Annotated in this window: 17 protein-coding genes, 1 tRNA gene, 2 rRNA genes and 2 pseudogenes; 2 read left to right on the top strand and 20 right to left on the bottom strand. The window is 67.0% G+C overall.

Features of this window, described 5'->3' with window-relative positions; all coding sequences use genetic code 11:
- Positions 1 to 43: 43 nt before the first annotated feature.
- Positions 44 to 919: pseudogene (locus tag E1P53_RS02320) on the bottom strand (IS256 family transposase); the annotation flags it as partial.
- A gap of 148 nt (positions 920 to 1,067) precedes the next feature.
- Here E1P53_RS02320 and E1P53_RS21030 point away from each other — a divergent pair.
- Positions 1,068 to 1,253, top strand: a pseudogene (locus E1P53_RS21030) (tyrosine-type recombinase/integrase); the annotation flags it as partial.
- A 58-nt stretch (positions 1,254 to 1,311) separates the two neighbouring features.
- On the top strand, positions 1,312 to 1,833 hold the full coding sequence (locus tag E1P53_RS20650) for a hypothetical protein (protein ID WP_244941098.1): 522 nt from the start codon (positions 1,312 to 1,314) through the stop codon (positions 1,831 to 1,833).
- Here E1P53_RS20650 and E1P53_RS02305 read toward each other — a convergent pair.
- From E1P53_RS02305 to E1P53_RS02215, 19 genes are all read right to left on the bottom strand, one after another.
- A tRNA-Pro gene (locus E1P53_RS02305) sits at positions 1,796 to 1,872 on the bottom strand. The two genes, E1P53_RS20650 and E1P53_RS02305, sit on opposite strands and share 38 nt — an antisense overlap.
- A gap of 204 nt (positions 1,873 to 2,076) precedes the next feature.
- On the bottom strand, positions 2,077 to 3,516 hold the full coding sequence (der, locus tag E1P53_RS02300; protein ID WP_131733342.1) for a ribosome biogenesis GTPase Der: 1,440 nt from the start codon (positions 3,514 to 3,516) through the stop codon (positions 2,077 to 2,079).
- Positions 3,513 to 4,208: a (d)CMP kinase gene (cmk, locus tag E1P53_RS02295; protein WP_109239073.1), complete on the bottom strand. Its 696-nt coding sequence runs from the start codon at positions 4,206 to 4,208 to the stop codon at positions 3,513 to 3,515. Before cmk ends, der begins: the two co-directional genes overlap by 4 nt.
- Complete coding sequence (locus E1P53_RS02290) at positions 4,205 to 5,140, bottom strand: pseudouridine synthase (RefSeq protein ID WP_131733341.1); 936 nt, start codon at positions 5,138 to 5,140, stop codon at positions 4,205 to 4,207. The genes cmk and E1P53_RS02290 overlap by 4 nt, the downstream gene beginning before the upstream one ends.
- Positions 5,141 to 5,176: 36 nt before the next feature.
- Complete coding sequence (gene scpB / locus E1P53_RS02285; RefSeq protein WP_051997269.1) at positions 5,177 to 5,839, bottom strand: SMC-Scp complex subunit ScpB; 663 nt, start codon at positions 5,837 to 5,839, stop codon at positions 5,177 to 5,179.
- A 296-nt stretch (positions 5,840 to 6,135) separates the two neighbouring features.
- The gene (locus E1P53_RS02280) at positions 6,136 to 6,993 is read right to left on the bottom strand and encodes a segregation and condensation protein A (protein WP_244941097.1); all 858 of its coding nucleotides are present in this window, start codon (positions 6,991 to 6,993) and stop codon (positions 6,136 to 6,138) included.
- A 191-nt stretch (positions 6,994 to 7,184) separates the two neighbouring features.
- On the bottom strand, positions 7,185 to 8,105 hold the full coding sequence (locus tag E1P53_RS02275; RefSeq protein WP_131733340.1) for a ParA family protein: 921 nt from the start codon (positions 8,103 to 8,105) through the stop codon (positions 7,185 to 7,187).
- A 189-nt stretch (positions 8,106 to 8,294) separates the two neighbouring features.
- Positions 8,295 to 9,212 carry a site-specific tyrosine recombinase XerD gene (xerD, locus tag E1P53_RS02270; RefSeq protein WP_131733339.1) on the bottom strand — a complete coding sequence of 306 codons (918 nt, stop codon included), beginning with the start codon at positions 9,210 to 9,212 and terminating at the stop codon, positions 8,295 to 8,297.
- 37 nt (positions 9,213 to 9,249) lie between these two features.
- Complete coding sequence (locus tag E1P53_RS02265) at positions 9,250 to 9,882, bottom strand: NUDIX domain-containing protein (RefSeq protein ID WP_131733338.1); 633 nt, start codon at positions 9,880 to 9,882, stop codon at positions 9,250 to 9,252.
- Positions 9,883 to 9,886: 4 nt separating this feature from the next.
- Positions 9,887 to 11,680 (bottom strand): CTP synthase, encoded by a 1,794-nt coding sequence (gene pyrG / locus E1P53_RS02260; protein WP_006902036.1) that lies wholly within the window; start codon positions 11,678 to 11,680, stop codon positions 9,887 to 9,889.
- A gap of 127 nt (positions 11,681 to 11,807) precedes the next feature.
- The gene (locus tag E1P53_RS02255) at positions 11,808 to 12,743 is read right to left on the bottom strand and encodes a copper transporter (protein WP_006902035.1); all 936 of its coding nucleotides are present in this window, start codon (positions 12,741 to 12,743) and stop codon (positions 11,808 to 11,810) included.
- Between the two features lie 3 nt (positions 12,744 to 12,746).
- A complete protein-coding gene (gene steA, locus E1P53_RS02250; RefSeq protein WP_006902034.1) occupies positions 12,747 to 13,934 on the bottom strand; it encodes a putative cytokinetic ring protein SteA in 1,188 nt (395 codons plus the stop codon).
- Between the two features lie 86 nt (positions 13,935 to 14,020).
- Complete coding sequence (gene recN, locus E1P53_RS02245; RefSeq protein WP_131733337.1) at positions 14,021 to 15,781, bottom strand: DNA repair protein RecN; 1,761 nt, start codon at positions 15,779 to 15,781, stop codon at positions 14,021 to 14,023.
- Between the two features lie 2 nt (positions 15,782 to 15,783).
- Positions 15,784 to 16,812, bottom strand: a complete 1,029-nt coding sequence (locus E1P53_RS02240; protein WP_006902032.1) for an NAD kinase — start codon at positions 16,810 to 16,812, stop codon at positions 15,784 to 15,786.
- 75 nt (positions 16,813 to 16,887) lie between these two features.
- Positions 16,888 to 17,751 (bottom strand): TlyA family RNA methyltransferase, encoded by an 864-nt coding sequence (locus tag E1P53_RS02235; protein WP_131733336.1) that lies wholly within the window; start codon positions 17,749 to 17,751, stop codon positions 16,888 to 16,890.
- A gap of 37 nt (positions 17,752 to 17,788) precedes the next feature.
- On the bottom strand, positions 17,789 to 18,067 hold the full coding sequence (locus tag E1P53_RS02230) for a hypothetical protein (protein ID WP_040527407.1): 279 nt from the start codon (positions 18,065 to 18,067) through the stop codon (positions 17,789 to 17,791).
- An 11-nt stretch (positions 18,068 to 18,078) separates the two neighbouring features.
- Positions 18,079 to 20,499, bottom strand: a complete 2,421-nt coding sequence (locus tag E1P53_RS02225) for an HAD-IIA family hydrolase (protein ID WP_181954793.1) — start codon at positions 20,497 to 20,499, stop codon at positions 18,079 to 18,081.
- A gap of 129 nt (positions 20,500 to 20,628) precedes the next feature.
- Positions 20,629 to 20,745: ribosomal RNA gene (gene rrf, locus E1P53_RS02220) — 5S ribosomal RNA — on the bottom strand.
- Positions 20,746 to 20,857: 112 nt separating this feature from the next.
- Positions 20,858 to 23,986 (bottom strand): 23S ribosomal RNA (locus E1P53_RS02215).
- Positions 23,987 to 24,465: the final 479 nt, after the last annotated feature.

Genomic DNA, 24,465 nt, shown 5'->3' with positions numbered 1-24,465 from the left:
CACTGATGAGCACCGGACTTACACAGACCATCTGACACCCCCTCTCCTGCATCGCTTTGATCGCATTCCGATGGGCCGACTTCGGCAGTGCGGCAAGCACATTGCCTTGTTTATGAAACCAGCACCGCTGCTCTCGGGTATCAGGGAACACCTCGCGCAACGCAGCCCAGAACCCCAGGGCACCGTCCCCGACGGCCAGGTTCGGGGCCGCCATGCCGCGGCGCCGGCACGACCGCAACAGATCGGCCCACGATTCGGTCGATTCGCGGTAGCCATCGGCCAGGGCGACGAGCTCTTTACGGCCGTCGGCCCGCACACCGATCATCACCAACAGGCACAGTTTCTCCTGATCAAGCCGGACTTTGAGGTCGATTCCGTCGACCCAGAGGTAGACATAATCGCTGGTGATGTCGCGGTCTTCGAAGGCCGCGGCTTCCTTCTGCCACTGGCTGGTCAACCGGGTGATCCAGGCCGCCGACAACCCTGCACCCGAGCCGAGAAACTGCTCGAGTGCCGGCCCGAAATCCCCCGACGACAACCCGTGCAGGTACAGCAGCGGCAACACCGCGCTGACCTCCGGACTCTTGCGTGCCCACGCCGGGATGATCTTCGACGAGAACCGTTGACGTTCACCAGTTTCAGGGTCGACCCGCTTGTCGTTGACCCGCGGTGCCCGCACCGGCACCGCACCAGCAGCGGTCATCACCTCCCGCTCGTTGTGGTAGCCGTTACGCACCACCAGCCGGCGACCGTGCTCATCGACCTGATCGGTGAACTGATCGACATAGGCAGCGACCTCGGCCTGCAGGGATGCGGCGAGCATCTGCCGGGCCCCGTCGCGCACGATCTCATCGAGGATCGACCGGTGATCGTCGTTGGACTGGTTGGAACCATCAGGGGCGTTGACTACCATGAGCACGAGGCGTGCCTTTCCGCCAGCGCTGCAACGCTGACTTGATCAAGTGACTACCGGGATCATTCTGCGGGAAGGCACGCCCTCCCAGATCCACAGGTCTTATCATTCCTCGATCAGAAACGAGTTGCACCACTACCTGGGACTTGACCAGATGCAGGCGCCCGGAGCCGACGATCTCGTCCTACTCAGCTCGACGGGCACACCAGTCGATCCGAAGAACTTCGTGCGCACCTTCCACGAGATCCGCGACCGGGCAGGCCTGCCACGCATCACCGTGCACCACACGCGCCATACCGCCGCGACGCTCCTGAAGAACCTCGGCGTCCCTGTAAGCGACGTCCAGCTCATCCTCGGGCACTCGAACATCACGACAACGCAGGAGATCTACCAGCACGGTGACGTCACCGGCCAACGCGAAGCGCTCGAACGAGTCGCCGCAGCTCTCACGGCACCGCGCCAGACGAGTGCAGCATCGGGCAGCCTGGAGCACGCCGCTCAAGGACGCCGTCGAGTTCATCGAAGCGAACCTGCGCCTGCTCGAAGACCCCTACGAGCTGTACATGAACGCCAGCGACGAGGTCCGCCGACGCCTCAACCAGGCCATCTTCAAGCACATCTTCATCGACCACGACGAGATCATCGACCACGACCTTGAAGACCCGCTCGGAGACCTGTTCACCGTCCAGACGATCTACCACGCCAGCGCCATCGGAGCACCGCCTGGCCGCCTGCACGACCTCGCCCAGGCCTCCTGGGCCAAGCACTACCAAACGAAGAAGAAGAAGGGAGCCGCCCACATGGGCGACTCCCTTACTTCGTTGTCCCTGGAAGCTCCTGCAAACCCGGCCCATAGGGTCGGTGTTTGCAGTAAGCCTCACCTGGTCGGGCTGACAGGATTTGAACCTGCGACCACTTGACCCCCAGTCAAGTGCGCTACCAAACTGCGCCACAGCCCGTTGCCTTCAGGTCTCGCGACCTTCGGACGTGCCCACCGGAGCGGGCGGAGTAAAGATTAGCCGACGAGTGCTGCCCTGTACCAATCGGCAGGTCAGAAGGGGTGTCGTGGCCTCCGTCCGCACCGCAGACCCACCCCGGATGGACAGATCCACCACCACGCGAGGGGGAGAATCTGTCCAAGAAGGGTGGGTTTGCGGCGACGGTCAGCGCTTGCGACGTTGCTCGCGCTTGTCGCGGACGCGGACGTTGATCCGAACCGGCGAGCCGTCGAAGTTGAACTCCTCGCGCAGACGACGCTCCAGGAAGCGGCGATAGCCGGCCTCCAGGAAGCCCGTGGTGAACAACACGAAGGTCGGCGGCCGCACCGACGCCTGCGTCGCGAACATCACGCGCGGCTGGCGGCCACCGCGCAGCGGCGGCGGGTTGGCCGCGATGACGTCCTTGAGCCAGCTGTTGAGCGGACCGGTGGAGATGCGCTTGTCCCACGACTCGAGCGCCGCCTCCATGGCGGGCACGAGCTTCTGGACCGCGCGGCCGGTCATCGCCGAGATGTTCACGCGACGCGCCCACGGCACGCGGGCGAGCTCGCGGTCGATCTCCTTGTCGAGCTGGTACCGGCGATCCTCGTCGACCAGGTCCCACTTGTTGAACGCGATGACCAGTGCCCGGCCGCTCTCGATGATCATCGACAGCACGCGCAGGTCCTGTTCGGTGATCGGCTGCGAGGCGTCGATCAGCAGGATCGCAACCTCCGCGGCGTCGAGCGCCGAACGCGTCCGCAGGGACGCGTAGTACTCGTGACCGGTGGCGGTGCGGACCTTGCGGCGCAGACCGGCGGTGTCGACGAAATACCATGACCTGCCGCCGAGTTCGACCAGTTCGTCGACGGGGTCGACGGTGGTGCCGGCGACGTTGTCGACCACCGACCGTTCGGTGCCGGCCAGCTTGTTCAGCAGCGAGCTCTTGCCGACGTTCGGCTTGCCGACGAGCGCCACGCGACGCGGTCCGCCCAGGGTCGGGACCTCGCGCGGGGTGGCCGGCAGCTTCTCCAGGATGACGTCGAGCAGGTCGCCGGCGCCACGGCCGTGTGCCGCCGACACCGGATGCGGCTCACCGAGACCGAGCGACCACAGCGCGGCCACCTCCGGCTCCATCCGCTCGCTGTCGACCTTGTTGGCGCACAGGATCACCGGGGTCTTGGACCGGCGCAGCACCCGCGCGACGGCCTCGTCGGTGGCGGTGGCGCCGACCGTCGCGTCGACCACGACGACGATCGCGTCGGCGGTCCGCATCGCGAGCTCGGCCTGTGCCGCCACCGCCTGCTGCAGCCCCTTGGCGTCGGGCTCCCAGCCGCCGGTGTCGACGACGGTGAAGCGGCGTCCGGACCAGCTCGCGGAGTACGAAACCCGGTCGCGGGTGACGCCCGGGATGTCCTCGACGACGGCCTCGCGGCGGCCCAGGATGCGGTTGACGAGCGTGGACTTGCCGACGTTCGGCCGTCCGACGATCGCCACCACCGGCATGTGCTCGACCTCGGCGACGCCGTCGGCGCCCTCCACGTCGGCCAGCTGCCAGTCGGATTCGTCCGACCACGTCCCGTCGCCGGGCAACGCGGCCAGATCGGTCTCGAAGTTGTCGCTCACCGTTCTGCTGCTCCGATCCGGGCCTCGACGAGCGCACTCAGCTCGTCGAGCACCTCCATCAGGGTCTTGTCACTGGTGTCCACCACCACGGCGTCCTCGGCCGCGCGCAGCGGCGAGACCGCGCGGGTCGAGTCGAGATGGTCGCGCCGGTTCACGCTCGCCAGCACCGCGTCGTAGTCGCTCTCGCGGCCGGCGTCCAGGTTCTGCTTGTGGCGTCGTTCGGCACGTGCCTCCGGGGTCGCGGTCAGGAAGATCTTGACGTCCGCGGACGGGAACACCACGGTGCCGATGTCCCGGCCCTCCACCACGACGAACCGACCCTCGGCGTTCTCCCGCTGCAGCGCAACCAGTTTGGTCCGCACCTCGGGAACCGCCGACACCGCCGACACCGCACTGGTGACGTGCTCGGTGCGGATCGGCCCGGACACGTCGCGTCCGTCGAGCAACACCGTCGACGAGCCGTCCGCATTCGGGATGAGCTTGATGTCGGCCGCCTGCGCGACCTTGGCGATGCCGGCCGGATCATCGAGCGCCACACCGGCATCGAGAACGGCCAGGGTGACCGCCCGGTACATGGCGCCGGTGTCGAGGTAGCTCGCGCCCACCTTCTCTGCGAGCAGCTTGGACACCGACGACTTGCCCGTGCCGGCCGGTCCGTCGATCGCGACAACCCGTGTCGCAGAAGAGGTCACAGCCCGACTGCCTTGTACAGGGCACCGACCTCGTCGTTGCCGAGCACGCGGAGGCTGCCGGGACGCTGCTCCCCTAGCGCGACCGTGCCCACATGGGTGCGGACGAGCTTCGTCACCGGGAACCCGACGGCGTCCATCATGCGGCGCACGATGCGGTTGCGGCCCTCGTGGAGGACGATCCGCACCAGCGACTGTCCTTCGTGGACCTCGAGGACGGAGAACCTGTCGACCTTGACCGGGCCGTCGTCGAGCTCGATGCCCTCGCGCAGCTGACGCCCGAGTCCACGCGGGACCTCGCCCTTCAGCGTGGCCAGGTAGGTCTTGGGCACCTCGTAGGACGGGTGCATCAGTCGGTGCGCCAGCTCGCCGTCGTTGGTGAGCAGCAGCAGGCCCTCGGTGTCGGCGTCGAGGCGACCGACGTGGAACAGACGCTGACCGGCCATCACGCGTTCGGCGACCACGTCGCCGACGCACGGACGCCCCTGGTCGTCGGCCATCGTCGACTGCCAGCCCTTGGGCTTGTTGAAGGCGAGGTACTGCTTGTCCTCGTCGACGATGACGCGGGCGTCGTCGACGTGGATGATCGCGGTGTTCGGGTCGATGCGCAGTCCCTGCTCGGTGACCACGACGCCGTCGACCTTGACCCGCCCGGCGGCGATCATCTCCTCGGCGCCGCGGCGCGAGGCCACACCGGCCTGCGCGAGCACCTTCTGGAGCCTCACGCCGTCCTCGACGAACGTCGGGCCCTTGCCGCTCACCTTCTCCGGCGGCACCTGGTGCCGGGCGGGGCGGGCGTTGTTGAGGCGGATCCTGCCCGCCTCGACATTGGGCTTGGACGTTCCCTTACGATGCGTCTTCTTCGTTCGCGATTGCTGTGCGGGCGCGCCCTTGCGGCGTTTCCCCGGTGAGCCATCTCGGCCAGCGGATGCCATCTTCCTCAGTCCTGTTGTCGATCGATCTGTGCGGTTCTAGTCATCTTTCAGGTCACCGTCGGTGACCAGCTCCTTCGAGTCTGACGCCTGAGACGACAGTTTGGCGAATCGGGGATCCGACAGCAGCTCATCGTCGAGGTCGTCGATGACGTCGACGTCGGGGAGCAGCGGAGCCAGATCCGGCAGCTCCGACAGCGACGCCAGGCCGAGTCGTTCCAGGAACAACTCGGTGGTGCCGTACGTGGTCGCGTTGGTCTGCGGGTCGTTGCCGACCTCGGAGATCAGGCCGCGAGCGACCAGGGTGCGGATCACACCGTCGACGTTGACGCCGCGGATCGCGCTGACCCGTGCACGGGTGACCGGTTGCCGATAGGCGATCACCGCGAGGGTCTCCAGCGCCGCGCGCGTCAGCTTCGACCGGGCACCGTCGAGCAACAACCGCTCGACGTACGGTGCGTATTCCGCGCGGGTGTAGAACCGCCAGCCGTCGCCGGCGTAGCGCAGGTCGATGCCGCTGCCGGACTCGGTGAGTTCGGCCGACATCGCGTTCAGCATCTCGCGGACCCGCGTGCGGTCCTGGTCGACGGCGTTGGCCAACTCGTCGGTGCCCACCGGGGTGTCGACGACGAGCAGGATCGCCTCGAGTGCCGAACGCAAGGTCGCGTCGTCGAGGATCTGTCCCTCGTCCTCCCCCGCCAGTGCGGTCTGCTCGGGATCGGCCGGACCGGGGTCGACGGCATCAAGAGTCCGATCGTCCGACTCTGCGGCTTCTTCCCCAACGGCGGCTTCTTCCCCAACGGCGGCTTCTTCCCCAACGGCGGCTTCTTCCCCAGGGGCGGCCTCTCCATCCGGGGCGGCGACTTCGCCGGCGGCGGTCGCGTCGGGCGCGGCCTGTGCCGGCGTGGGGTCGGACGCGTCCGGAGAACCCCCGGCGTCGACGCCCTCGTCCAGTGCCTCGTCGTTCACGTCGTCAACGTCCTCGATCGGTCCGTCGGTCATCCGTAGTCCTCTGCCTTGTCGATGCGCAGGTCGTCGATGTCGCGTTCCCCGGTCCACATGACCGAGAGGTCTCCGAGTGCCTCGGGCTGCTCGAAGGCGATGGCCTGCTCGCGGTAGAGCTCGAGAAGCCCCAGGAAGCTGCCGACGATCTCGAGTCCTTTCTCGCAGTCGGCGATGAGGTCGCGGAACGTCAACCACTGCCCCGTCGCCTCGCTGAGCAGCTTCGCCATGCGGCGCGCCTGCCCTGGGACCGAGACCTTCTGCACGTCGTGCAGGTGGTCGAGCGTGACGGTGGGAACCGGTCGCGGTGTCAGCGCCGTGGCGGCGACCTGGGCGAATCCCTCGGCGTCGACCCCCAGCGTCACCTCCGGCAGCAGGTCCTCGAACCTCTGCTCCAGCGAGACCGCGCGCGGATACCGTCGCAGCGCCGCGGCTTCGAGCTCGCCGAACAGCTGCGCCACCTGCTTGTACGCGCGGTACTGCAACAGTCGCGCGAACAAGAGGTCGCGGGCCTCGAGCAGCGCGAGGTCCTCCGGGTCCTCGACCTCGCCGGACGGCAGCAGCCGCGCCGCCTTCAGGTCGAGCAGCGTCGCCGCGACGACGAGGAACTCGGTGGTCTGATCCAGCCCGACCTCGGGACCCAGCTCGCGGGTGTAGGCGATGAACTCGTCGGTGACCACGTGCAGCGCCACCTCGGTAACGTCGAGACGATGCTGCGAGATGAGGTTCAGCAGGAGGTCGAACGGTCCCTCGAAGTTGCGGAGCTTGACCCGGAAGCCGGACTCCTCGTCCTCCCCGGATGCTTCTCCGTCGGCGGTCCGGGATGCCTCATCACCGGCCGACGGTCCCGACATGTCCGCTCCCGGGGCCTCGGACACCTCGGCGCCGGCCCCTGATCCGGTCGCCGGCGCGCCCGCCACGACGGCGCCGGATTCCCCGGTGCCCGATTCTCCAGTGCCTGATTCTCCAGTGCCTGATTCTCGAGTGCCGGGTTCTTCGGTGCCGGCCTCCTCCGCGCCGGTCGCGGCCCGATCGGCGCCGACCGTCATGTCTGCTTGACGTTGCGGGCGATCACCTCGCGCGCCAGCGCACGGTATGCCTTCGCTCCGGCCGACTTCGGCGCCCAGGAGGTGATCGGCTCCCCGGCGACGCTCGTCTCCGGGAAGCGGACGGTACGGGTGATCACCGTGTCGTACACCGCGTCGCCGAACACCTCGACCACCCGCGACATGACCTCGCGCGAGTGCAGGGTGCGGGCGTCGAACATGGTCACCAGGATGCCGCCGAGTTCCAGCCGCGGGTTGAGGCGATCGCGCACCTTGTCGATGGTGTCGGTGAGCAGCGCCAGGCCGCGCAGCGAGAAGTACTCGCATTCCATCGGGATGAGCACGGTGTCGGCGCAGGCCAGCGCGTTGACGGTGAGCAGTCCGAGCGACGGCTGGCAGTCGATGAGGACGACGTCGTAGCGGTCGAGCACCGGGTGCAGCGCCCGTGCGAGCGCCTGCTCGCGGCCGACCTCGCTGACGAGCTGGATCTCGGCGGCCGACAGGTCGATGTTGCTGGGCAGCAGATCCAGGCCGTCGACGCGCGTGCGCATCAACACCTCGTCGGTCGCGATCTGCGGCGGCACGAGGAGGTTGTAGACGGTCTGTTCGAGTTCGTGGTGCGGCACGCCGAGACCCGCCGACAGCGCGCCCTGCGGGTCGAGGTCGACGAGGAGCACGCGACGCCCGTACTCGGCGAGCGCGGCGCCGAGGTTGATCGTCGACGTGGTCTTGCCGACGCCGCCCTTCTGGTTGCACACCGCGATGACGGTCGCGGGACCGTGCCGGTCGAGCGGCTTCGGTTCGGGGACCTCGCGATAGGGACGACCGGTCGGACCGATCTCGCCGGACTCGTGGTGTTCGACCTCGTCGGGGTCGGGTCCGGCGGACACCTGCAGGCTGTACTGGTCACCTGCGGACATCACGACAGCGTCTCCACACACTCGAGTCGGGTGCCAGACCGCGGTGCGCTCGGAGTGGTCACGAGTCCGCAGCTCCCTTCACTCTTCGCCTGCCCTGTCCTCCTCGTCCCGACGGGCTTGTGGCCGGGCGGGACGACAACTCGTATCAGCCTAGGACATCCACGCCTGCCGACGGCGGTCGGCGCGCGGTCAACGGGCCCGCGGATGTGCGACGGCATAGACCTCGCGCATCGTGTTGACGGTCACGAGCGTGTAGACCTGCGTGGTCGTCACCGACGCGTGGCCGAGCAGCTCCTGCACGACGCGCACGTCGGCCCCTCCGTCGAGCAGGTGCGTGGCGAAACTGTGGCGCAGGGTGTGCGGCGACACCGCCTTGTCCAGACCGGCCCTCTCGGCCGCGGTGACCAGCACCTGCCACGCCGACTGCCGGGACAGACGGCCGCCGCGCGCATTGAGGAAGAGTGCGGGCGTCGCCCGCGACACCAGCGCCGGACGCCCGCGCACGAGATAGGCCTCGATCGCCTCCACGGCCGGCCCGCCGAGCGGGACGAGTCGTTCCTTGCCGCCCTTGCCGCGCAGCAGCACCTCGCGGGCGTCGAGATCGAGGTCGTCGAGGTCGAGCGAGGTGGCCTCGGAGATGCGCGCCCCGCAGCTGTAGAGGAACTCCAGCAACGCCCGGTCGCGGAGCGCGCGCGGATGGTCCTCGGTACCGGCGGCCTCGAGGATGGCGAGGACCTCGTCCACCGGCAGCGACTTCGGCAGCCGACGCGCCGGGCGAGGCGGCTTCACCGCGTGGGCGACGTCGGTCGCGACGATCCCCTCCTCGACCGCGAACTTGTGAAACCTCCTGGTGGCCACCAGGGTTCGCGCGATCGAGCTGTCGGCGAGCGGCGCCTGGCCCGTCTCGGGGTCACCGCGCCGGAGTTCGACGAGGAACTCCCGCACGTCCTCCTCGGTCACCTCGTCGAGCGACGAGATGTCACGCGACTCGAGATGTCGCCGGTACCGTTCGAGATCACGTCGATACGACGAGACGGTGTTCGCCGCCGCACCCCGCTCCACCGTCAGGTGGTCGAGGTAGCGCGAGATGTCGGCGGCGATGCTCACGATCGGAAACCAGCGATCCCTCTGTCGGTCCGCGGGGTCACGACCGGTTCTCCCGCGCACGCCGACGATCCCGCAACGCGGTCGGTTCGTCCGGCCACGGCGCGTCGACGCCCCGCAGCTCGACACCGGCCCGTTGGGCCGCCGCGGCCGCGAGGATTCCGGCGACGCTCGTGGCGTTCACGATCTCTCCGCCCAGGACCATGCGGACCGCGTCGTCCAACGCGATCCACTCGACCTCGAGCTCGGCCTCCTCGTCGACCCGCTCGGCCGCCTCGAGGTGGTGGAGGTCCTCGGCGAGGTACAGCCGCAGGGCCTCGTCGGTGAACCCCGGCGACAGCGCCAGGTCGACGAGGACGTGCCAGGTCTCGGCGGCGAGATCGGCCTCCTCGGCGAGTTCGCGTCGCGCGGCCTCCAGCGGCTCCTCGCCGTCCTGGTCTAGCAGCCCGGCTGGCAGTTCGAGCAGCCGCCGGCCGACCGGGTGCCGGTACTGGCGCACCATCGCGATCCGGCCGTCCTCGTCGCGCGCGAGGATCGCCACGGCACCGAAGTGCTCCACGACCTCCCGCTCGGCGACCCGTCCACCGGGCATGACGACATCGTCGACGCGCAGCGTCAGGATCGCCCCGTCGTAGACGGCGCGGGAGCCCGTGACCTCGAAGTCGTGACCCAACCGGTCAGCCCCTGTCGGCGCCGGACGCGGCCTCGTCGATGCCGGCAACCGGCTCGACCTTGACCTCGTTGATCGCGGCGACGGCCTCGGCCGGGGCGTCGTTGGACTCGTAGTCCTCACCGAGATCGACCGGAAGACGTTCTGCCGCCTTGTATTTCAGCGCCGCCTCGATGAACGCGCGGAACAGCGGATGCGGACGCGTCGGCCGGCTCTTGAGCTCCGGGTGCGCCTGGGTGGCGACGAAGAACGGATGCACCGACTTCGGGTACTCGACGAACTCGACGAGGTGCCCGTCCGGCGAGGTGCCGGAGAAGACGAGCCCGGACTCGGAGATCTTGTCGCGATAGGCGTTGTTCACCTCGAAGCGGTGACGGTGACGCTCGGACACCTCGCGGGTGCCGTAGGCCTCCGCCACCACCGAACCGGGCTGGAGGACCGCGTCGTAGGCGCCCAAGCGCATGGTGCCGCCCAGGTCGGCCTCGCCGGCGACCACATCCTCCTGATCGGCCATCGTCGAGATGACCGGGTACGGGGTGTCGGGATCGAACTCGGTCGAGCTCGCACCCTCGAGACCCACCGACCGGGCCGCCTCGATGACCACGCACTGCAGGCCCAGGCACAGTCCGAGCAGCGGGATGCCGCGGCGTCGTGCGTAGGAGATGGCGCCGAGCTTGCCCTCGATGCCGCGGATGCCGAAGCCGCCCGGGACGAGGATCGCGTCGACGTCGCCCAGCGCCGCCTGCGCGCCCGCCTCGGTGGCGCAGTCGTCGGACGGCACCCACTTGATCTCGGTGCGCGCCTTCCAGGCGAAACCGCCGGCGCGGATCGCCTCGGTGACCGACAGGTAGGCGTCGGGCAGGTCGACGTACTTGCCGACGAGCGCGACGCGCACGGTCTCGCGGGGCTCGTGGACGCGGCGCAGGAGCTCGCCCCACACCGTCCAGTCGACGTCGCGGAACGGCAGGCCGAGCTTGCGGACCACGTAGGCGTCGAGATGCTCGTTGTGCAGCACCTTCGGGATGTCGTAGATCGACGGGGCGTCGGGGGTGGAGATGACGCCGTCGAGCTCGACGTCGCACATGAGCGCGATCTTCTTCTTGAGTCCCTCGGGGACGTCGCGGTCGCAGCGCAGGATGAGTGCGTCGGGCTGGATGCCCACGTTGCGCAGCGCAGCCACCGAGTGCTGGGTCGGCTTGGTCTTCAGCTCGCCCGACGGCGCCAGGTACGGAACCAGCGAGACGTGGAGGAAGAAGACGTTGTCGCGACCCACGTCGTGGCGGACCTGGCGGGCCGCCTCGATGAAGGGCAACGACTCGATGTCGCCGACGGTGCCGCCGATCTCGGTGATCACCACGTCGGGCACCTCGCCGTCGGCGTCCGGCTCGGCCATCGCCAGCACGCGCGCCTTGAGCTCGTCGGTGATGTGCGGGATCACCTGCACGGTCTCACCGAGGTACTCGCCGCGCCGCTCCTTGGCGATGACGGTCGAATACACCTGTCCCGTGGTCACATTCGCGGTCTTCGACAGGTTGCGGTCGAGGAATCGCTCATAGTGCCCGACGTCGAGGTCGGTTTCCGCGCCGTCCTCGGTGACGAAGACCTCTCCATGCTGGAAGGGGTTCATCGTGCCCGGATCGACGTTCAGATACGGATCGAGCTTCTGCATCGTGACCCGGAGGCCTCGAGAGGTGAGAAGTTGACCCAGGCTCGAGGCCGTGAGGCCCTTGCCCAGAGAAGAAGCCACGCCACCAGTGACGAAGATGTGCTTGGTGTCGTGAACGTGTCGCAAAGGTCGCAAAAGCGTGTCTCCCGTCGGCCGAATCGGGGCCGATGCCCTGATTACCTACGGGACTCCAGGGTAACACCACCCGGCCCCTGCACCGTACCGCCACACCGCGGCGCGGCGTGGCGGTACTCACGAATCGTCAGGCGGTGGGCTTCCCGTCGACCCCGACCGTGACCGAGCTGGCCCCCGGTCCGGTGCCATATGCCCCGGTGGAGCCCTTCTTCTCGGCGGCGAGCGCCAGGATCGTGGTGATCAGTCCGGTCGGCTGGTCGACGTTGTCGACGGTCGAGACCGCATTGGAGAGCGAGGGGTCCGAGCGCACGATGGCGATCGGCGAACTCCCGCTCGCCGAACCGGTGCGACCGACGAGCACGCCGCCGGAACCGCGCGCGGAGGCGGTGGCCGCCAGCTTGGCGACCAGGGCGCCCTGCGCACCGGAGTCCGGACCGAACTCGTCGCCGGTCACCACGACCACCAGGTCCGCCGGCGTGACGGCGTTGTCGACGTAGTCGATGAACCCGCCGTCGCGCAGCGTCGACAGTGCGGTCTTCCGGTCGTTCGCCGACGCGGGGCGACTGCCCTTGTTATAGAGCAGCACGGTGCCCAGGAGATCGCCCAACCGGCCGCCCGAGTCGGTCAACTCGGCACGCAGCATCGCCCCCGGCGGGATGGTCTGGTCGACGATCGTCCGCAGCTGCTCGGCGTTCTCGTCGCTCAGCAACTCGTCGGTGAGCGCGATCTGGCCGGCGAACCGCGCCCCCGCGTCGTTGAGGTTCTCCTTCACCGCGGTGACGTCGGCCTCGGCCGCGTTCGGCGCGGTGACCACCAGGACCGATTTGTCGCGCAGCGTGTTGGCGACCAGGCGGGGTGCGATGGCGCGGTCGAAGCTGTTGGCCGCGTTGAGTTTCGCGTTCAGATCGTCGCGCTGGTCCTCGAGGTCGCCGATCCGGTCACGGCTCGTGCCGGTCAGCGAGTTGACCCGGTCGCCGACGAAGCCGGAACCGAGGAACAATCCGAGCGCCAGCGCGAGGAAGACGGCGACCAGTGAGACCGCGTGTTGTCGTAGCGAGATCATCGCCTATCGATTCCAGACCTCTCGTGCCCAGTCGAGCAGGGCGTTCCACTGGGTGACGATCCAATCGGTGATGTCGGTGCCGGCGCTCGAGAGCAACAGCGCCGCGATCACCGCGATCAGTGCCGCCAGGACGACACAGGCGATCGCCGCCCCCGACACGCGACTGCGGTACAGCGTCGCGATGGCCTTGGCGTCGACGAGCTTCTGCCCGACCTTGAGTCGCGTGAGCAGCATCGACGGATTGCTCTCCCGACGCGAGCGGTCGAAGAAGTCGTCGAGGGTGCCCGGGTATCCGACGGTGACGATCAGGTCGGCTCCGTGGTAGTCGGTCAGCAGCAGCGCCAGGTCGCCGGCCGAACCGGCGGCCGGGAAGGTGGTGGCGCCGATCCCGAGGTCCTGGATGCGCTCCAGCCCCGGGGCATGACCGTCCGTATCCGCCGGAAGCACAAGCTGCGCACCGGATTTGAGAGTCGGGGTCTTGATGTGGTCGGGATCGCCGACGATGATCGCCGGCTTGTACCCGGCCTTCATCAGGGTGTCGGCACCGGTACCCACGCCGATCATCACCGGCTGGTACTCCTTGATGAACGGCTTGAGCGCGCGCAGATCGGCCGCCCGATCGGGTCCCTCGCCCACGATCACCACGTGCCGGCCGGTGAGGTCGACATCGATGTCGGGCACGCCGACGCCGTCGATCAGCAACGGCGACTCGCTCCGGATGAACTCGATGGTGTTGCCGGAGAAGGCTTCGAGGTGATCGACGAGGCCTGCTTTCGCGCCGATCATGATGTCTGCGATGTCGCGCTCGTCGAGTTCGGTGCCGAGCGCGATGCGACGCTCGCCGATGAAGAGCCGGTCGTCGTGGACGCGCACCTTGGCTCCGTCCTTGACGCGCTTGAAGACCTCGGGGCCCACGTCGTCGAGCAGGATGATGCCCGAGGCGACGAGGACCTCCGGACCCAGGTTCGGGTACCGCCCGGTGATCGAGCGTGATGCGTTGACGACGGCGACGACGTTGGCCTCGACGAGGGCGTCGGCGGTGACACGGTCGAGGTCGACCTCGTCGATGATGGCGATGTCGCCGGGACCGACGCGGCTGAGCAGCCGCTTCGTGTTCTTGTCGACCCTGGCGATACCGATCACGCCGGGCAGTTCTTCGGTGTTACGCGCGAGCAGGGCAGGCATCTTCATGCCCGCAATGATTGACCGAACTCACCTCCGAGCCACGGAGGCGCGCCGTAACACGAGAAACTTTTGTCACACAGGCAACACGAGTCTCAACCCTTCGACGGCCGATTCGCCGCCCGTTCCTCCTCCGCCAGAGCCAGCAGTTCCTCGGCGTGCGCACGCCCGGTGTCGGACTCGCCGAGACCGGCGAGCATGCGTGCGAGCTCGGCGACACGCTCGTCGCGATCGAGTGTGCGCACGCTGCTGGTGACCAGCGCGCCCTTCTTCGACTTGCCGATGACCAGGTGGTTGTCGGCGAACGCGGCCACCTGCGGCAGGTGCGTGACGACGATGACCTGATGCGCCCGGGCCAGTCGCGACAACCGCTTGCCGATCTCCACCGCGGCGCGACCGCCGACGCCCGCGTCGACCTCGTCGAAGACCATCACCGAACCCGAGGTCGGGGCGGCCAGCACGACCTCGAGCGCCAGCATCACACGCGAGAGTTCGCCGCCCGACGCCGATTTCGCGATCGGCAGCGGTGTGGCCCCCGGATGGGCCACGAGTGCGAACTCGACCTTGTCGGCGCCGTCGGCCCCGGCGTGCGCCCGGGTGCCGTCGACGGTGACGGCGAGCCGATCGTCCTCCGACGCGGGTTCGGGCGTGACCGACACGGCAAGTGCCGAATCCCCCATGGCCAGGCCCTTGAGCTCCTTGGAGACCTTGTCGGCCATCGACGACGCGGCCTTGGCGCGCAGGGTGTGCAGCTTCGCGGCCGCGGCCTCCACTTTCTCCCGGGCGGCCTCCGCGGCGGCCTCGAGTTCCTCGATCGACGCCCGCGGGTCCTCGATCTCGGCGAGCCGCGCCTCGGCCTGCCGACGCCACTCGATCACGCCGTCGACGTCGGGGGCGTACTTGCGGACGAGGGTCTTCAGTTCCGCCTGACGGGCGAGCAGTTTGTCGAGTTCCTCCGCGTCGGCCGGCAGGCCCGAGGTGAACGCGGTCAGCTCCGCGCCGACGTCGGTGATCACGGTCAGCGCCTCGGAGATCCGCGGCACGAGTCCGCGCAGGGTGTCGTCGGCAGCACCCTCGAGCAGGGTGCGCACCGTCCCCAGACCCTCGACGACCGACGACCCCGAGTCTCCGGCGACGATGTGGTGGGCCTGATCGGCGGCGGCACGGATCGACTCGAGATCCGACAGCCGCCGGATCGTCGCGGTCAGTTCCTCGTCCTCCCCCGGCATCGGGTCCACGGCCGCGATCTCGTCGATGCCGAACCGCAGCCGGTCGGCCTCCTGCGCGAGCTCGCGCGAGTTGGCCCGGCGCGTCTCGAGTTCGTCCAGCAACTCGACCCACGCCGCGCGGGCCTTGCGGTACGCCTCGAGCGCGGACGCCGTCTTCGGGCCGCCGTAGGTGTCGAGCGCGGCCCGCTGGTGCTCGGGGCGCAGCAGCCGCAACTGGTCGTTCTGACCGTGGATCGCCAGCACCGACGTAGTGAGCTGCCCCATGACGCCCACCGGGACCGAGCGGCCGCCGAGATGGGCGCGCGACCGGCCGTCGGCGCTCACCGACCGGACCGCGATCACGGTGTCGTCGTCGTCGAGCTCGGCACCGGTGGAGTCGAGGATCTCGGTGATCGCCGGGTCCCGCCGCTCCGGATCGAGCCGGAAGCGTCCCTCGACGATCGCCTTGCTCGCGCCGGTCCGCACCCGGGTGGCATCGGCACGTGCCCCCGACAGCAGGTGCAGGCTCGTCACGATCATCGTCTTGCCCGCACCGGTCTCGCCGGTGAGCACCGTGAACCCGGGATGGAACCGAGCCTGCGCCTCCTCGATGACGCCGAGTCCGGTGATGGACAGTTCTTCGAGCACGCCTAAGCCTGCCTCCCTCGCCATCCCGTGACCGGGAGGGCGAACTTGGTGACCAGTCGGTCGGCGAACGGGTCCGAGTCGATCCGGATCCAGCGCACCGACCGTTCGCTACGTCTGACCTCGACGCGGGAACCCGCCGGCACGTCGAGGGCACGGCGGCCGTCACACAGTGCGACCGCCGGTCGTCCGTTCTTGTCGACCTCCACCGCGACGCTGGACCGCGGACTCGTCACCATCGGCCGGGTGAAGAGCGCGTGGGCGTTGTTCGGGACCACGAGGATCGCCTCGAGGTCGGGCCACATGACCGGGCCGCCCGCGGAGAACGCGTAGGCCGTCGACCCGGTGGGGGTGGCGATCAGCACGCCGTCCGCGCCGAACGCCGACACCGGGCGTCCGTCGACCTCGGTGACCAGCTCGAGCACGCCGTGCTTGGTGGTGTTGAGGACCGCGATCTCGTTGAGTGCCCAACTGCGGGCCGCGGGCGGCTCCGGATGGGCCGGGTCGACGATCGCCACGTCCAGCGTCATCCGCTCCTCGACGCGGTAGTCGCCGGCGATGAGCTGGGCCATCACCTCGTCGACTCGGTTGGCCTCGGCCTCCGCCAGGAACCCGATGTGGCCGAGGTTGATGCCCAGGACCGGCACCTCGGCGGGATACGCCAGTTCGGCGGCACGCAGGAAGGTGCCGTCGCCGCCGAGGACGATGACGAGTTCGCAGCCGTCGGCCGATGCGGTCTCCACCGGCGGGACCTCGACGACCGCGCCGAACGAGCGCAGGTGGTCGGGGTCGACGGGGATGTTCTCCGGCGGCAACGACGCGGGCCGGTCGACGTGCGCGGGCGAGTAGAGGATGTCGTGGTCCTGCGCCCCGCGGTCCAGGGAGTCATGGTCGACGATCCGCAGCGCGACGCCGGCGGCGGCACAGTGCCGCGCGATCGCCTCGATGGTGCCCAGGACGTTCTCGCGTCCGGTGTGGGCGACCACGAGGAACTCACGGGCACCGGCGACGTCGGCCACCGAATCGTCGGTCACGGGTGTTCCTCCCAGAAGGTGCGGTCGTTCAGGTGCGGTCGGCAGCGACGAGCCGATCGCCGGTCACGTGCGGACTCAGCGGGGTCCTTCTGCCACGGCTCGCTCGATCATCGAGCGCAGCTCGTCGGTGTCGGCCGACTGCTCGACCCTATCGCCCTCCCCCGACGCCGTGCCTGTCTGGTCGCTCCCCTGCTCTTTGCGCAACCACAGGAAGTACTCGACGTTCCCCGACGGACCGGGCAGCGGGCTGGCGACCACGCCGAGGGTCGTGAGTCCCAGTGCCGCGGCCTGCGTCGCCACGTCGAGGACGGCTTCGGCGCGCAGCGCCGGATCCCGCACCACCCCACCGGAACCGACGCGGTCCTTACCGACCTCGAACTGGGGTTTCACCATCGGCAGCAGGTCGGCACCGGGGTTGCAGCATCGTGCGAGAGCGGGCAACACCAGGCCCAGGGATATGAACGACAGATCGGCCACGACCACGTCGACCGGACCGCCGATGGACTCGGCTTCGAGGTGGCGGACGTTCGTGCGGTCGTGCACGTGCACCCGGTCGTCGTTCTGCAGCCGCCAGATCAGCTGTCCGTAGCCGACGTCGACGGCGACGACCTCACGGACGTCCCGCCGCAGCAGCACGTCGGTGAAACCGCCGGTCGACGCGCCGGCGTCGAGGCAACGACGCCCGGCCACGGACAGTCCTCGCGGCTCGAACGCCTCGAGCGCCCCGAGGAGTTTGTGCGCGCCGCGTGACGCCCAGTCGTCCTTGGGACCCTCCACCACGACGATCGGGGTGTCTCGCGTGACACCGGTCGCGGCCTTGCTCGCGACCGTGCCGTTCACCTTGACGACGCCGGCTTCGATCAGTTCGCGTGCCTGCTCCCGGGACCGCGCGAGCCCGCGGCGGACGAGCTCGGCGTCGAGTCGTGCTCGCGTCGCCATCGTCAGCGCCGGCCCGGTCGCGTGCGGATCGGGGACATCATCGGCGATCCACCGCATCGAGGGCCGCGGTCAGCACGTCGTGCGCCTGCTCGAGCAACACCGCCTGACGTTCGAGTGCGGCGAGCGAGAACTCGTCCCCTGTCGACTCGCGGATCCGGTCGACCTGGGCGAGGAGTTCGGACACGGTGGCCTCCACGTCGGGAACGTCGAGGTCGGCATCCGTCGAGTCGTTCAGGGCCGACATCGGGTCGTACTGACGCCGAGGCATCGCACCCGGGTTCGGCCGGGGCGCGCTCTGATCACCTGGGTAACTCATCGCTCACAACGCTAGTCGACGACTGCGACACCCAGCGAGGCGAGCTTGGCGCGGGCCTCGCCCTCGGCACGGATCCGGAGCTCCTCGGGATCGGCGGTTCCGTTGTCGATCGCCTTCCACGTGGCCGACGCCAGCGCCGGGACCAGCCCGATCTCGTCGCCGTCGCCTGCCACCGTGATGGTGGACCCGTCGACGGTGACGCTCCATCCCGGCTGGGGCGCAACACGCACCGCGTCGACGTCCTCGAACAGACCGGCCAGGTCGTCGACGACGTAGGTGGGTCGCTGTTCGGGCGGCGCCGCCAGCAGATCGGTCACCGTGCTCACGCCGGTGAGGACCAGCACGCTCTCGATGCCCACCGAGTGGCCGCCCTCGATGTCGGTGTCGAGGCGGTCGCCGACGACGAGCGGCGCCGATCCCCCGGCCCGGGCGATCGCGTCCGCCATCAGCGGTGCGGCGGGTTTGCCGGCGACGAGCGGCTCCTTGCCGGTGGCGTTCCGCAGCGCGGCGACCATCGACCCGTTGCCGACGAGCAGTCCGCGCTCCGAGGGCAACGTCGCGTCGACGTTGGTGGCCACCCACAGGGCTCCGGCGCGGATGGCGAGTGCCGCCTCCGACAGCTGGGCCCAGCCGGTGTCGGGCGAATGGCCCTGGATCACGGCCGCCGGACCGTCGTCGGCGGACCGGGTGACGGCGATACCCGCCTCGCGCACCTCCTGCGCGAGTCCGTCGGTCCCGACGACGAGCGCGCGCGAACCGGCCGGCAGGTGTTCGGCCAGCAGCCGTGCTCCCGTCTGCGCACTCGTGACCACCATCTCCGCACTCGCCTCGAAGCCGAGATCGCGAAGGTGGGCGGCGACCTCCGACGGGCGACGGCTCGCGTTGTTCGTCACGAAGAACCGCGCGGTGTCGAGACCCTCGAGCGTCTCCTTGGCGTTCGGGATGGCCTGATGGCCCGCGAAGACGGTCCCGTCGAGGTCGAGCAGCAAGGCGTCATAACGGTCGGCGAAGGTGTTCCGCCGCGCCGGTGCCGCAGGTACGGTCGCCGACTTCTCGGGCTCGGCATCCGCCGGCGGTGCGACGAGGTCGTCGGCCGACTCGATGAGGTCGGTGGCGTCCTGCTCCACGTAACTCGACGTCGCGGACAGGTCTGCGGTGCCCTCGAGCGGGGCGATCGATTCGTCGGCAGCCTCGGGTTCAGCGGCCTCGGGCTCAGCGGCCTCCGGTTCGGCGGGCTCGGGATCGCTTGCCTGCGACCGCTCATCGTCCTGTTCCGGCGCAACGCTTCTAGTCTCGGCGGTATCCGCTGCGCCGGCATCTGCAGCCTTCGTCTCAGGCGCGCTCGACTCGGGAACTCTCGGCTCGGGGGCATTCGGTTCGGGGGCGCCGGCGTCCGGAACCACCGGCGCAGGTGCCGGCACGTCACTCGTCTTCGACTGCACCGGAACGGTTTCCGACTCAGCACGGGGAGAGGTGGTCGTCGCCGGGTCCTCGGGAGCCGGGATGCCGGTCGCGGCGGCCTCGTCGACGCCGCCCCGGACGCTGTCGGCGCTCGATTCCTCCTCGGATTGTTCGTCGTCGTGCGCCAGCTCCGTCAACCGGAACTCGGCGTCGGTCACGTCGTCCACGTCCGCCGCGGCGGCGTTCATGTACCAGGTGATCGCGTCTTCACGACGACCCGCGGCCTGGAGTGCAGATGCATAGGCGTAGAAGAGACGAGCGGGTCCGGTGCCGACCTGTCCCGGCTTCAGGTTCTCCATCTGCAGGGTGACGATGGCCTTCTCCGGCTCGCCGAGATCGATGCGGGCACCCGCCTCGACGATGCGCATCTCGGTGGCGTCTTCGCCCTTCAGGGCACGTCCCTCGTCGCCTCGGGCGATCTCGACGGCCCGTTCGGGTCGTCCCAGGCCGCGCTCGCAGTCGGCGATCAGCGGCAGCAGCGAGGGATTGCCGGTGATGCGACGGGCAGCACGGAGCTCGGTGGCGGCCTCCTGCCACTCACCCGCGTTGTAGGCGGCGATGCCCGCGGTCTCGCGGACGACGCCCACCCGGGACGCCCGAGCCCGGGCGGCACGAGCGTGTTCGAGGGCCAGGGCAGGATCGTCGAGCAGCACCTGCGAGACCATCACCAGGTGACGGGCGACGATCTCTGCGTTGGCCTTGTCGAGCGTCAGGAGATCGCGACGAACCTCGGGATCGAGGTCCGAGGCAGAGATCTCGTCGGGGATCGGCGGACCGGGCTGCCGGCTACCGCGGTCGGCACGCTCACGACCGGGACGATCGGGCCGGCGGCCCCTGCTGCCACCACCCTGGCGGTCTCCCTGACCGCCGCGGCGTTGGCCCCGCGGGCCTCCCTGGCCCCGAGAATCCCGTTGATCCCGCGTATCCCGCTCACCGCGCCCGTCGCGACGCGGTCGATCACGATCATTCATAGCTGCCAATCTATGCCCTCGAACCTTGTTGGGAAGCACCGACCACTGACGATCGGGTGTGGTGGGGATATGAGAAAGGCCCCGTATTCGACGATTGGTTCATCGAATACGGGGCCTTTCTGAAGTTGTGTTCGGCGGTGTCCTACTCTCCCACACTGGTTAAGGTGCAGTACCATCGGCGCTGGAGGGCTTAGCTTCCGGGTTCGGAATGGGGCCGGGCGTTTCCCCTCCGCTATGGCCGCCGTAACTCTGTGAAACAACCACAACAGTTGTTTGTTTGTGTTGTGTGTTGTCTCAGAAGATGCATAGTGGATGCGAACACTGTTCAGACTTTTGTGTCTGGTGGTGTTGTGGTGTTGTTGGTAAGTCCTCGGCCGATTAGTACCAGTCACCTGAACACATTGCTGTGCTTACAGTTCTGGCCTATCAACCCCATGATCTGTGGGGGGCCTTAACCCCGCTGAGGGGGTGAGAAACCTCATCTTGGAACAGGCTTCCCGCTTAGATGCTTTCAGCGGTTATCCCTTCCGAACGTAGCTAACCAGCGGTGCCCCTGGCGGGACAACTGGCACACCAGAGGTTCGTCCGTCCCGGTCCTCTCGTACTAGGGACAGGTTTCCTCAAGTTTCTTACGCGCGCGGCGGATAGAGACCGAACTGTCTCACGACGTTCTAAACCCAGCTCGCGTGCCGCTTTAATGGGCGAACAGCCCAACCCTTGGGACCTACTCCAGCCCCAGGATGCGACGAGCCGACATCGAGGTGCCAAACCATCCCGTCGATATGGACTCTTGGGGAAGATCAGCCTGTTATCCCCGGGGTACCTTTTATCCGTTGAGCGACACCGCTTCCACTTGCCGGTGCCGGATCACTAGTCCCGACTTTCGTCCCTGCTCGACATGTACGTCTCACAGTCAAGCTCCCTTGTGCACTTACACTCAACACCTGATTGCCAACCAGGCTGAGGGAACCTTTGGGCGCCTCCGTTACCTTTTAGGAGGCAACCGCCCCAGTTAAACTACCCACCAGGCACTGTCCCTGAACCCGATCAGGGTCCGAGGTTAGAAGTCCAATACGATCAGAGTGGTATTTCAACAACGACTCCACCAACACTGGCGTGCCGGCTTCACAGTCTCCCACCTATCCTACACAAACCGTACCGAACACCAATACCAAGCTATAGTGAAGGTCCCGGGGTCTTTTCGTCCTGCCGCGCGTAACGAGCATCTTTACTCGTACTGCAATTTCGCCGAGTCTGTGGTTGAGACAGCAGAGAAGTCGTTACGCCATTCGTGCAGGTCGGAACTTACCCGACAAGGAATTTCGCTACCTTAGGATGGTTATAGTTACCACCGCCGTTTACTGGGGCTTAAATTCTCAGCTTCGCGGACGAATCCACTAACCGGTCCTCTTAACCTTCCAGCACCGGGCAGGCGTCAGTCCGTATACATCGTCTTACGACTTCGCACGGACCTGTGTTTTTAGTAAACAGTCGCTTCTCTCTGGTCTCTGCGACCCACACCAGCTCCCACCGCAAGGGTGTTCACCAGCCTGGGTCCCCCTTCTCCCGAAGTTACGGGGGCATTTTGCCGAGTTCCTTAACCACAGTTATCTCGATCGCCTTAGTATTCTCTACCTGACCACCTGTGTCGGTTTGGGGTACGGGCCGTGTACCAACTCGCTAGAGGCTTTTCTCGGCAGCATAGGATCATGGAATTCGCCTCAACGGCTACGCATCACCTCTCAGGCATCACGAGACACGGATTTGCCTATGCCTCGCCCTACAGGCTTACACCAGTACAACCACTAACTGGCCCCACTACCTTCCTGCGTCACCCCATCGCTTGCCTACTACCAGCCGAGGTCCACGCATCACCCCACCGGGCACCCGAAGGCGCCTCGGAAAGGATCTGGATGGTTAGTACAACTGATTCAGCATGGGCGCGGATACACGGGTACGGGAATATCAACCCGTTGTCCATCGACTACGCCTGTCGGCCTCGCCTTAGGTCCCGACTCACCCTGGGCGGATTAGCCTGGCCCAGGAACCCTTGGTCATCCGGCGGCAGAGTTTCTCACTCTGCTTTCGCTACTCATGCCTGCATTCTCACTCCCACACCCTCCACCACTAGATCACTCTGTGGCTTCCACGGATGCAGGACGCTCCCCTACCCACCCACACACCTGGCCGGCCCTCCGTAGAGAACCGACAAGCTAACGTGTGAGTGCCGCGGCTTCGGCGGTGTACTTGAGCCCCGCTACATTGTCGGCGCAGGACCACTTGACCAGTGAGCTATTACGCACTCTTTCAAGGGTGGCTGCTTCTAAGCCAACTCCTGGTTGTCTTCGCGACCCCACATCCTTTTCCACTTAGTACACGCTTAGGGGCCTTAGCCGGCGATCTGGGTTGTTTCCCTCTCGACTACGAACCTTATCGCCCGCAGTCTCACTGCCACACTCTCACTTACCGGCATTCGGAGTTTGGCTGACGTCAGTAACCCTGTGGGGCCCATCGGCCATCCAGTAGCTCTACCTCCGGTAAGAAACATGTGACGCTGCACCTAAATGCATTTCGGGGAGAACCAGCTATCACGGAGTTTGATTGGCCTTTCACCCCTACCCACAGCTCATCCCCTCCATTTTCAACTGAAGTGGGTTCGGGCCTCCACGACGTCTTACCGTCGCTTCACCCTGGCCATGGGTAGATCACTCCGCTTCGGGTCTAGACCCGGCGACTCAAACGCCCTATTCAGACTCGCTTTCGCTACGGCTACCCCACACGGGTTAACCTCGCCACCGAGCACTAACTCGCAGGCTCATTCTTCAAAAGGCACGCCATCACCACCCTCCAAAGGAGGCACAGGCTCTGACGGATTGTAAGCGTCCGGTTTCAGGTACTATTTCACTCCCCTCCCGGGTACTTTTCACCTTTCCCTCACGGTACTAGTCCGCTATCGGTCACCAGGAAGTATTCAGGCTTACCGGGTGGTCCCGGCAGATTCACAGCAGATTCCACGAGCCCGCTGCTACTTGGGAGAACATCACGCAAGACCATGTGCTTTCAGCTACCGGACTCTCACCGTCTACGGCAGACCATTCCAGGCCACTTCACCTAACACACAGTTTTCTGACTCACGCTTCCACAGGTAGATGGAAGAAGATGAACCCCACAACCCCACACGCACAACCCCTACCCGGTATCACATGCGCATGGTTTAGCCTCCTCCGCTTTCGCTCGCCACTACTCACGGAATCACTATTGTTTTCTCTTCCTATGGGTACTGAGATGTTTCACTTCCCCACGTTCCCCCACACAGCCTATACATTCAGCTGGTGGTAACACGACATCACTCGTGCTGGGTTTCCCCATTCGGACACCCTCGGATCACAGCTCGTTTGACAACTCCCCGAGGACTATCGCGGCCTACCACGTCCTTCATCGGCTCCTGGTACCAAGGCATCCACCGAACGCCCTTACACACTTACAACAACACCTACAAACAACCCCCACACACAGAACCACAAAGGGCCCTGCACACGAGGATCGAATGTAGACATCACCAAAAACTCAAAAGTTTTCTGCTCAATCACACACCAACAACACCAGCCACCCCCACAAGGGGCCGCCAGCCTTGCCGGCGCGAAATAAAGATGCTCGCATCCACTATGCACTTCTCAAACAACACACACCGCACCCAGCTGCATGCCTCCGCGCCCCACCACAGGACACCTCACCGACACACACCCGATCTGCAGCTCAGAGGAAAACGTGTGTTCCCTCAGAACCCCGATAGTGTGACGATCAACCCGCCGGCCTCACGACCTCAGCGGCAACCCAGATGTTTCGTCAGGCGACGAAACCCACAGGCTGTGTCTGATGTTTCACCCTCGAACACACACACGCCGCACAGACATACGCCGGCAGAAACGTGTGATGTTGTGTGCTCCTTAGAAAGGAGGTGATCCA

Source organism: Gordonia paraffinivorans (assembly GCF_900683595.1).
GTDB classification, from domain to species: domain Bacteria; phylum Actinomycetota; class Actinomycetes; order Mycobacteriales; family Mycobacteriaceae; genus Gordonia; species Gordonia paraffinivorans.
Note: the sequence above shows the minus strand (reverse complement) of the source record. Positions and strands in the feature narration are given on the sequence as shown.

Bases quoted from the DNA above. Each gene is read 5' to 3' on its own strand.
- E1P53_RS02290 (WP_131733341.1), bottom strand. From the start codon at position 5,140: ATGGCATCCGCTGGCCGAGATGGCTCACCGGGGAAACGCCGCAAGGGC.
- E1P53_RS02280 (WP_244941097.1), bottom strand. From the start codon at position 6,993: ATGTCGGGACCGTCGGCCGGTGATGAGGCATCCCGGACCGCCGACGGA.
- E1P53_RS02275 (WP_131733340.1), bottom strand. From the start codon at position 8,105: ATGTCCGCAGGTGACCAGTACAGCCTGCAGGTGTCCGCCGGACCCGAC.
- E1P53_RS02255 (WP_006902035.1), bottom strand. From the start codon at position 12,743: ATGATCTCGCTACGACAACACGCGGTCTCACTGGTCGCCGTCTTCCTC.
- steA (WP_006902034.1), bottom strand. From the start codon at position 13,934: ATGAAGATGCCTGCCCTGCTCGCGCGTAACACCGAAGAACTGCCCGGC.
- E1P53_RS02235 (WP_131733336.1), bottom strand. From the start codon at position 17,751: ATGGCGACGCGAGCACGACTCGACGCCGAGCTCGTCCGCCGCGGGCTC.
- E1P53_RS02230 (WP_040527407.1), bottom strand. From the start codon at position 18,067: ATGAGTTACCCAGGTGATCAGAGCGCGCCCCGGCCGAACCCGGGTGCG.
- E1P53_RS02225 (WP_181954793.1), bottom strand. From the start codon at position 20,499: ATGAATGATCGTGATCGACCGCGTCGCGACGGGCGCGGTGAGCGGGAT.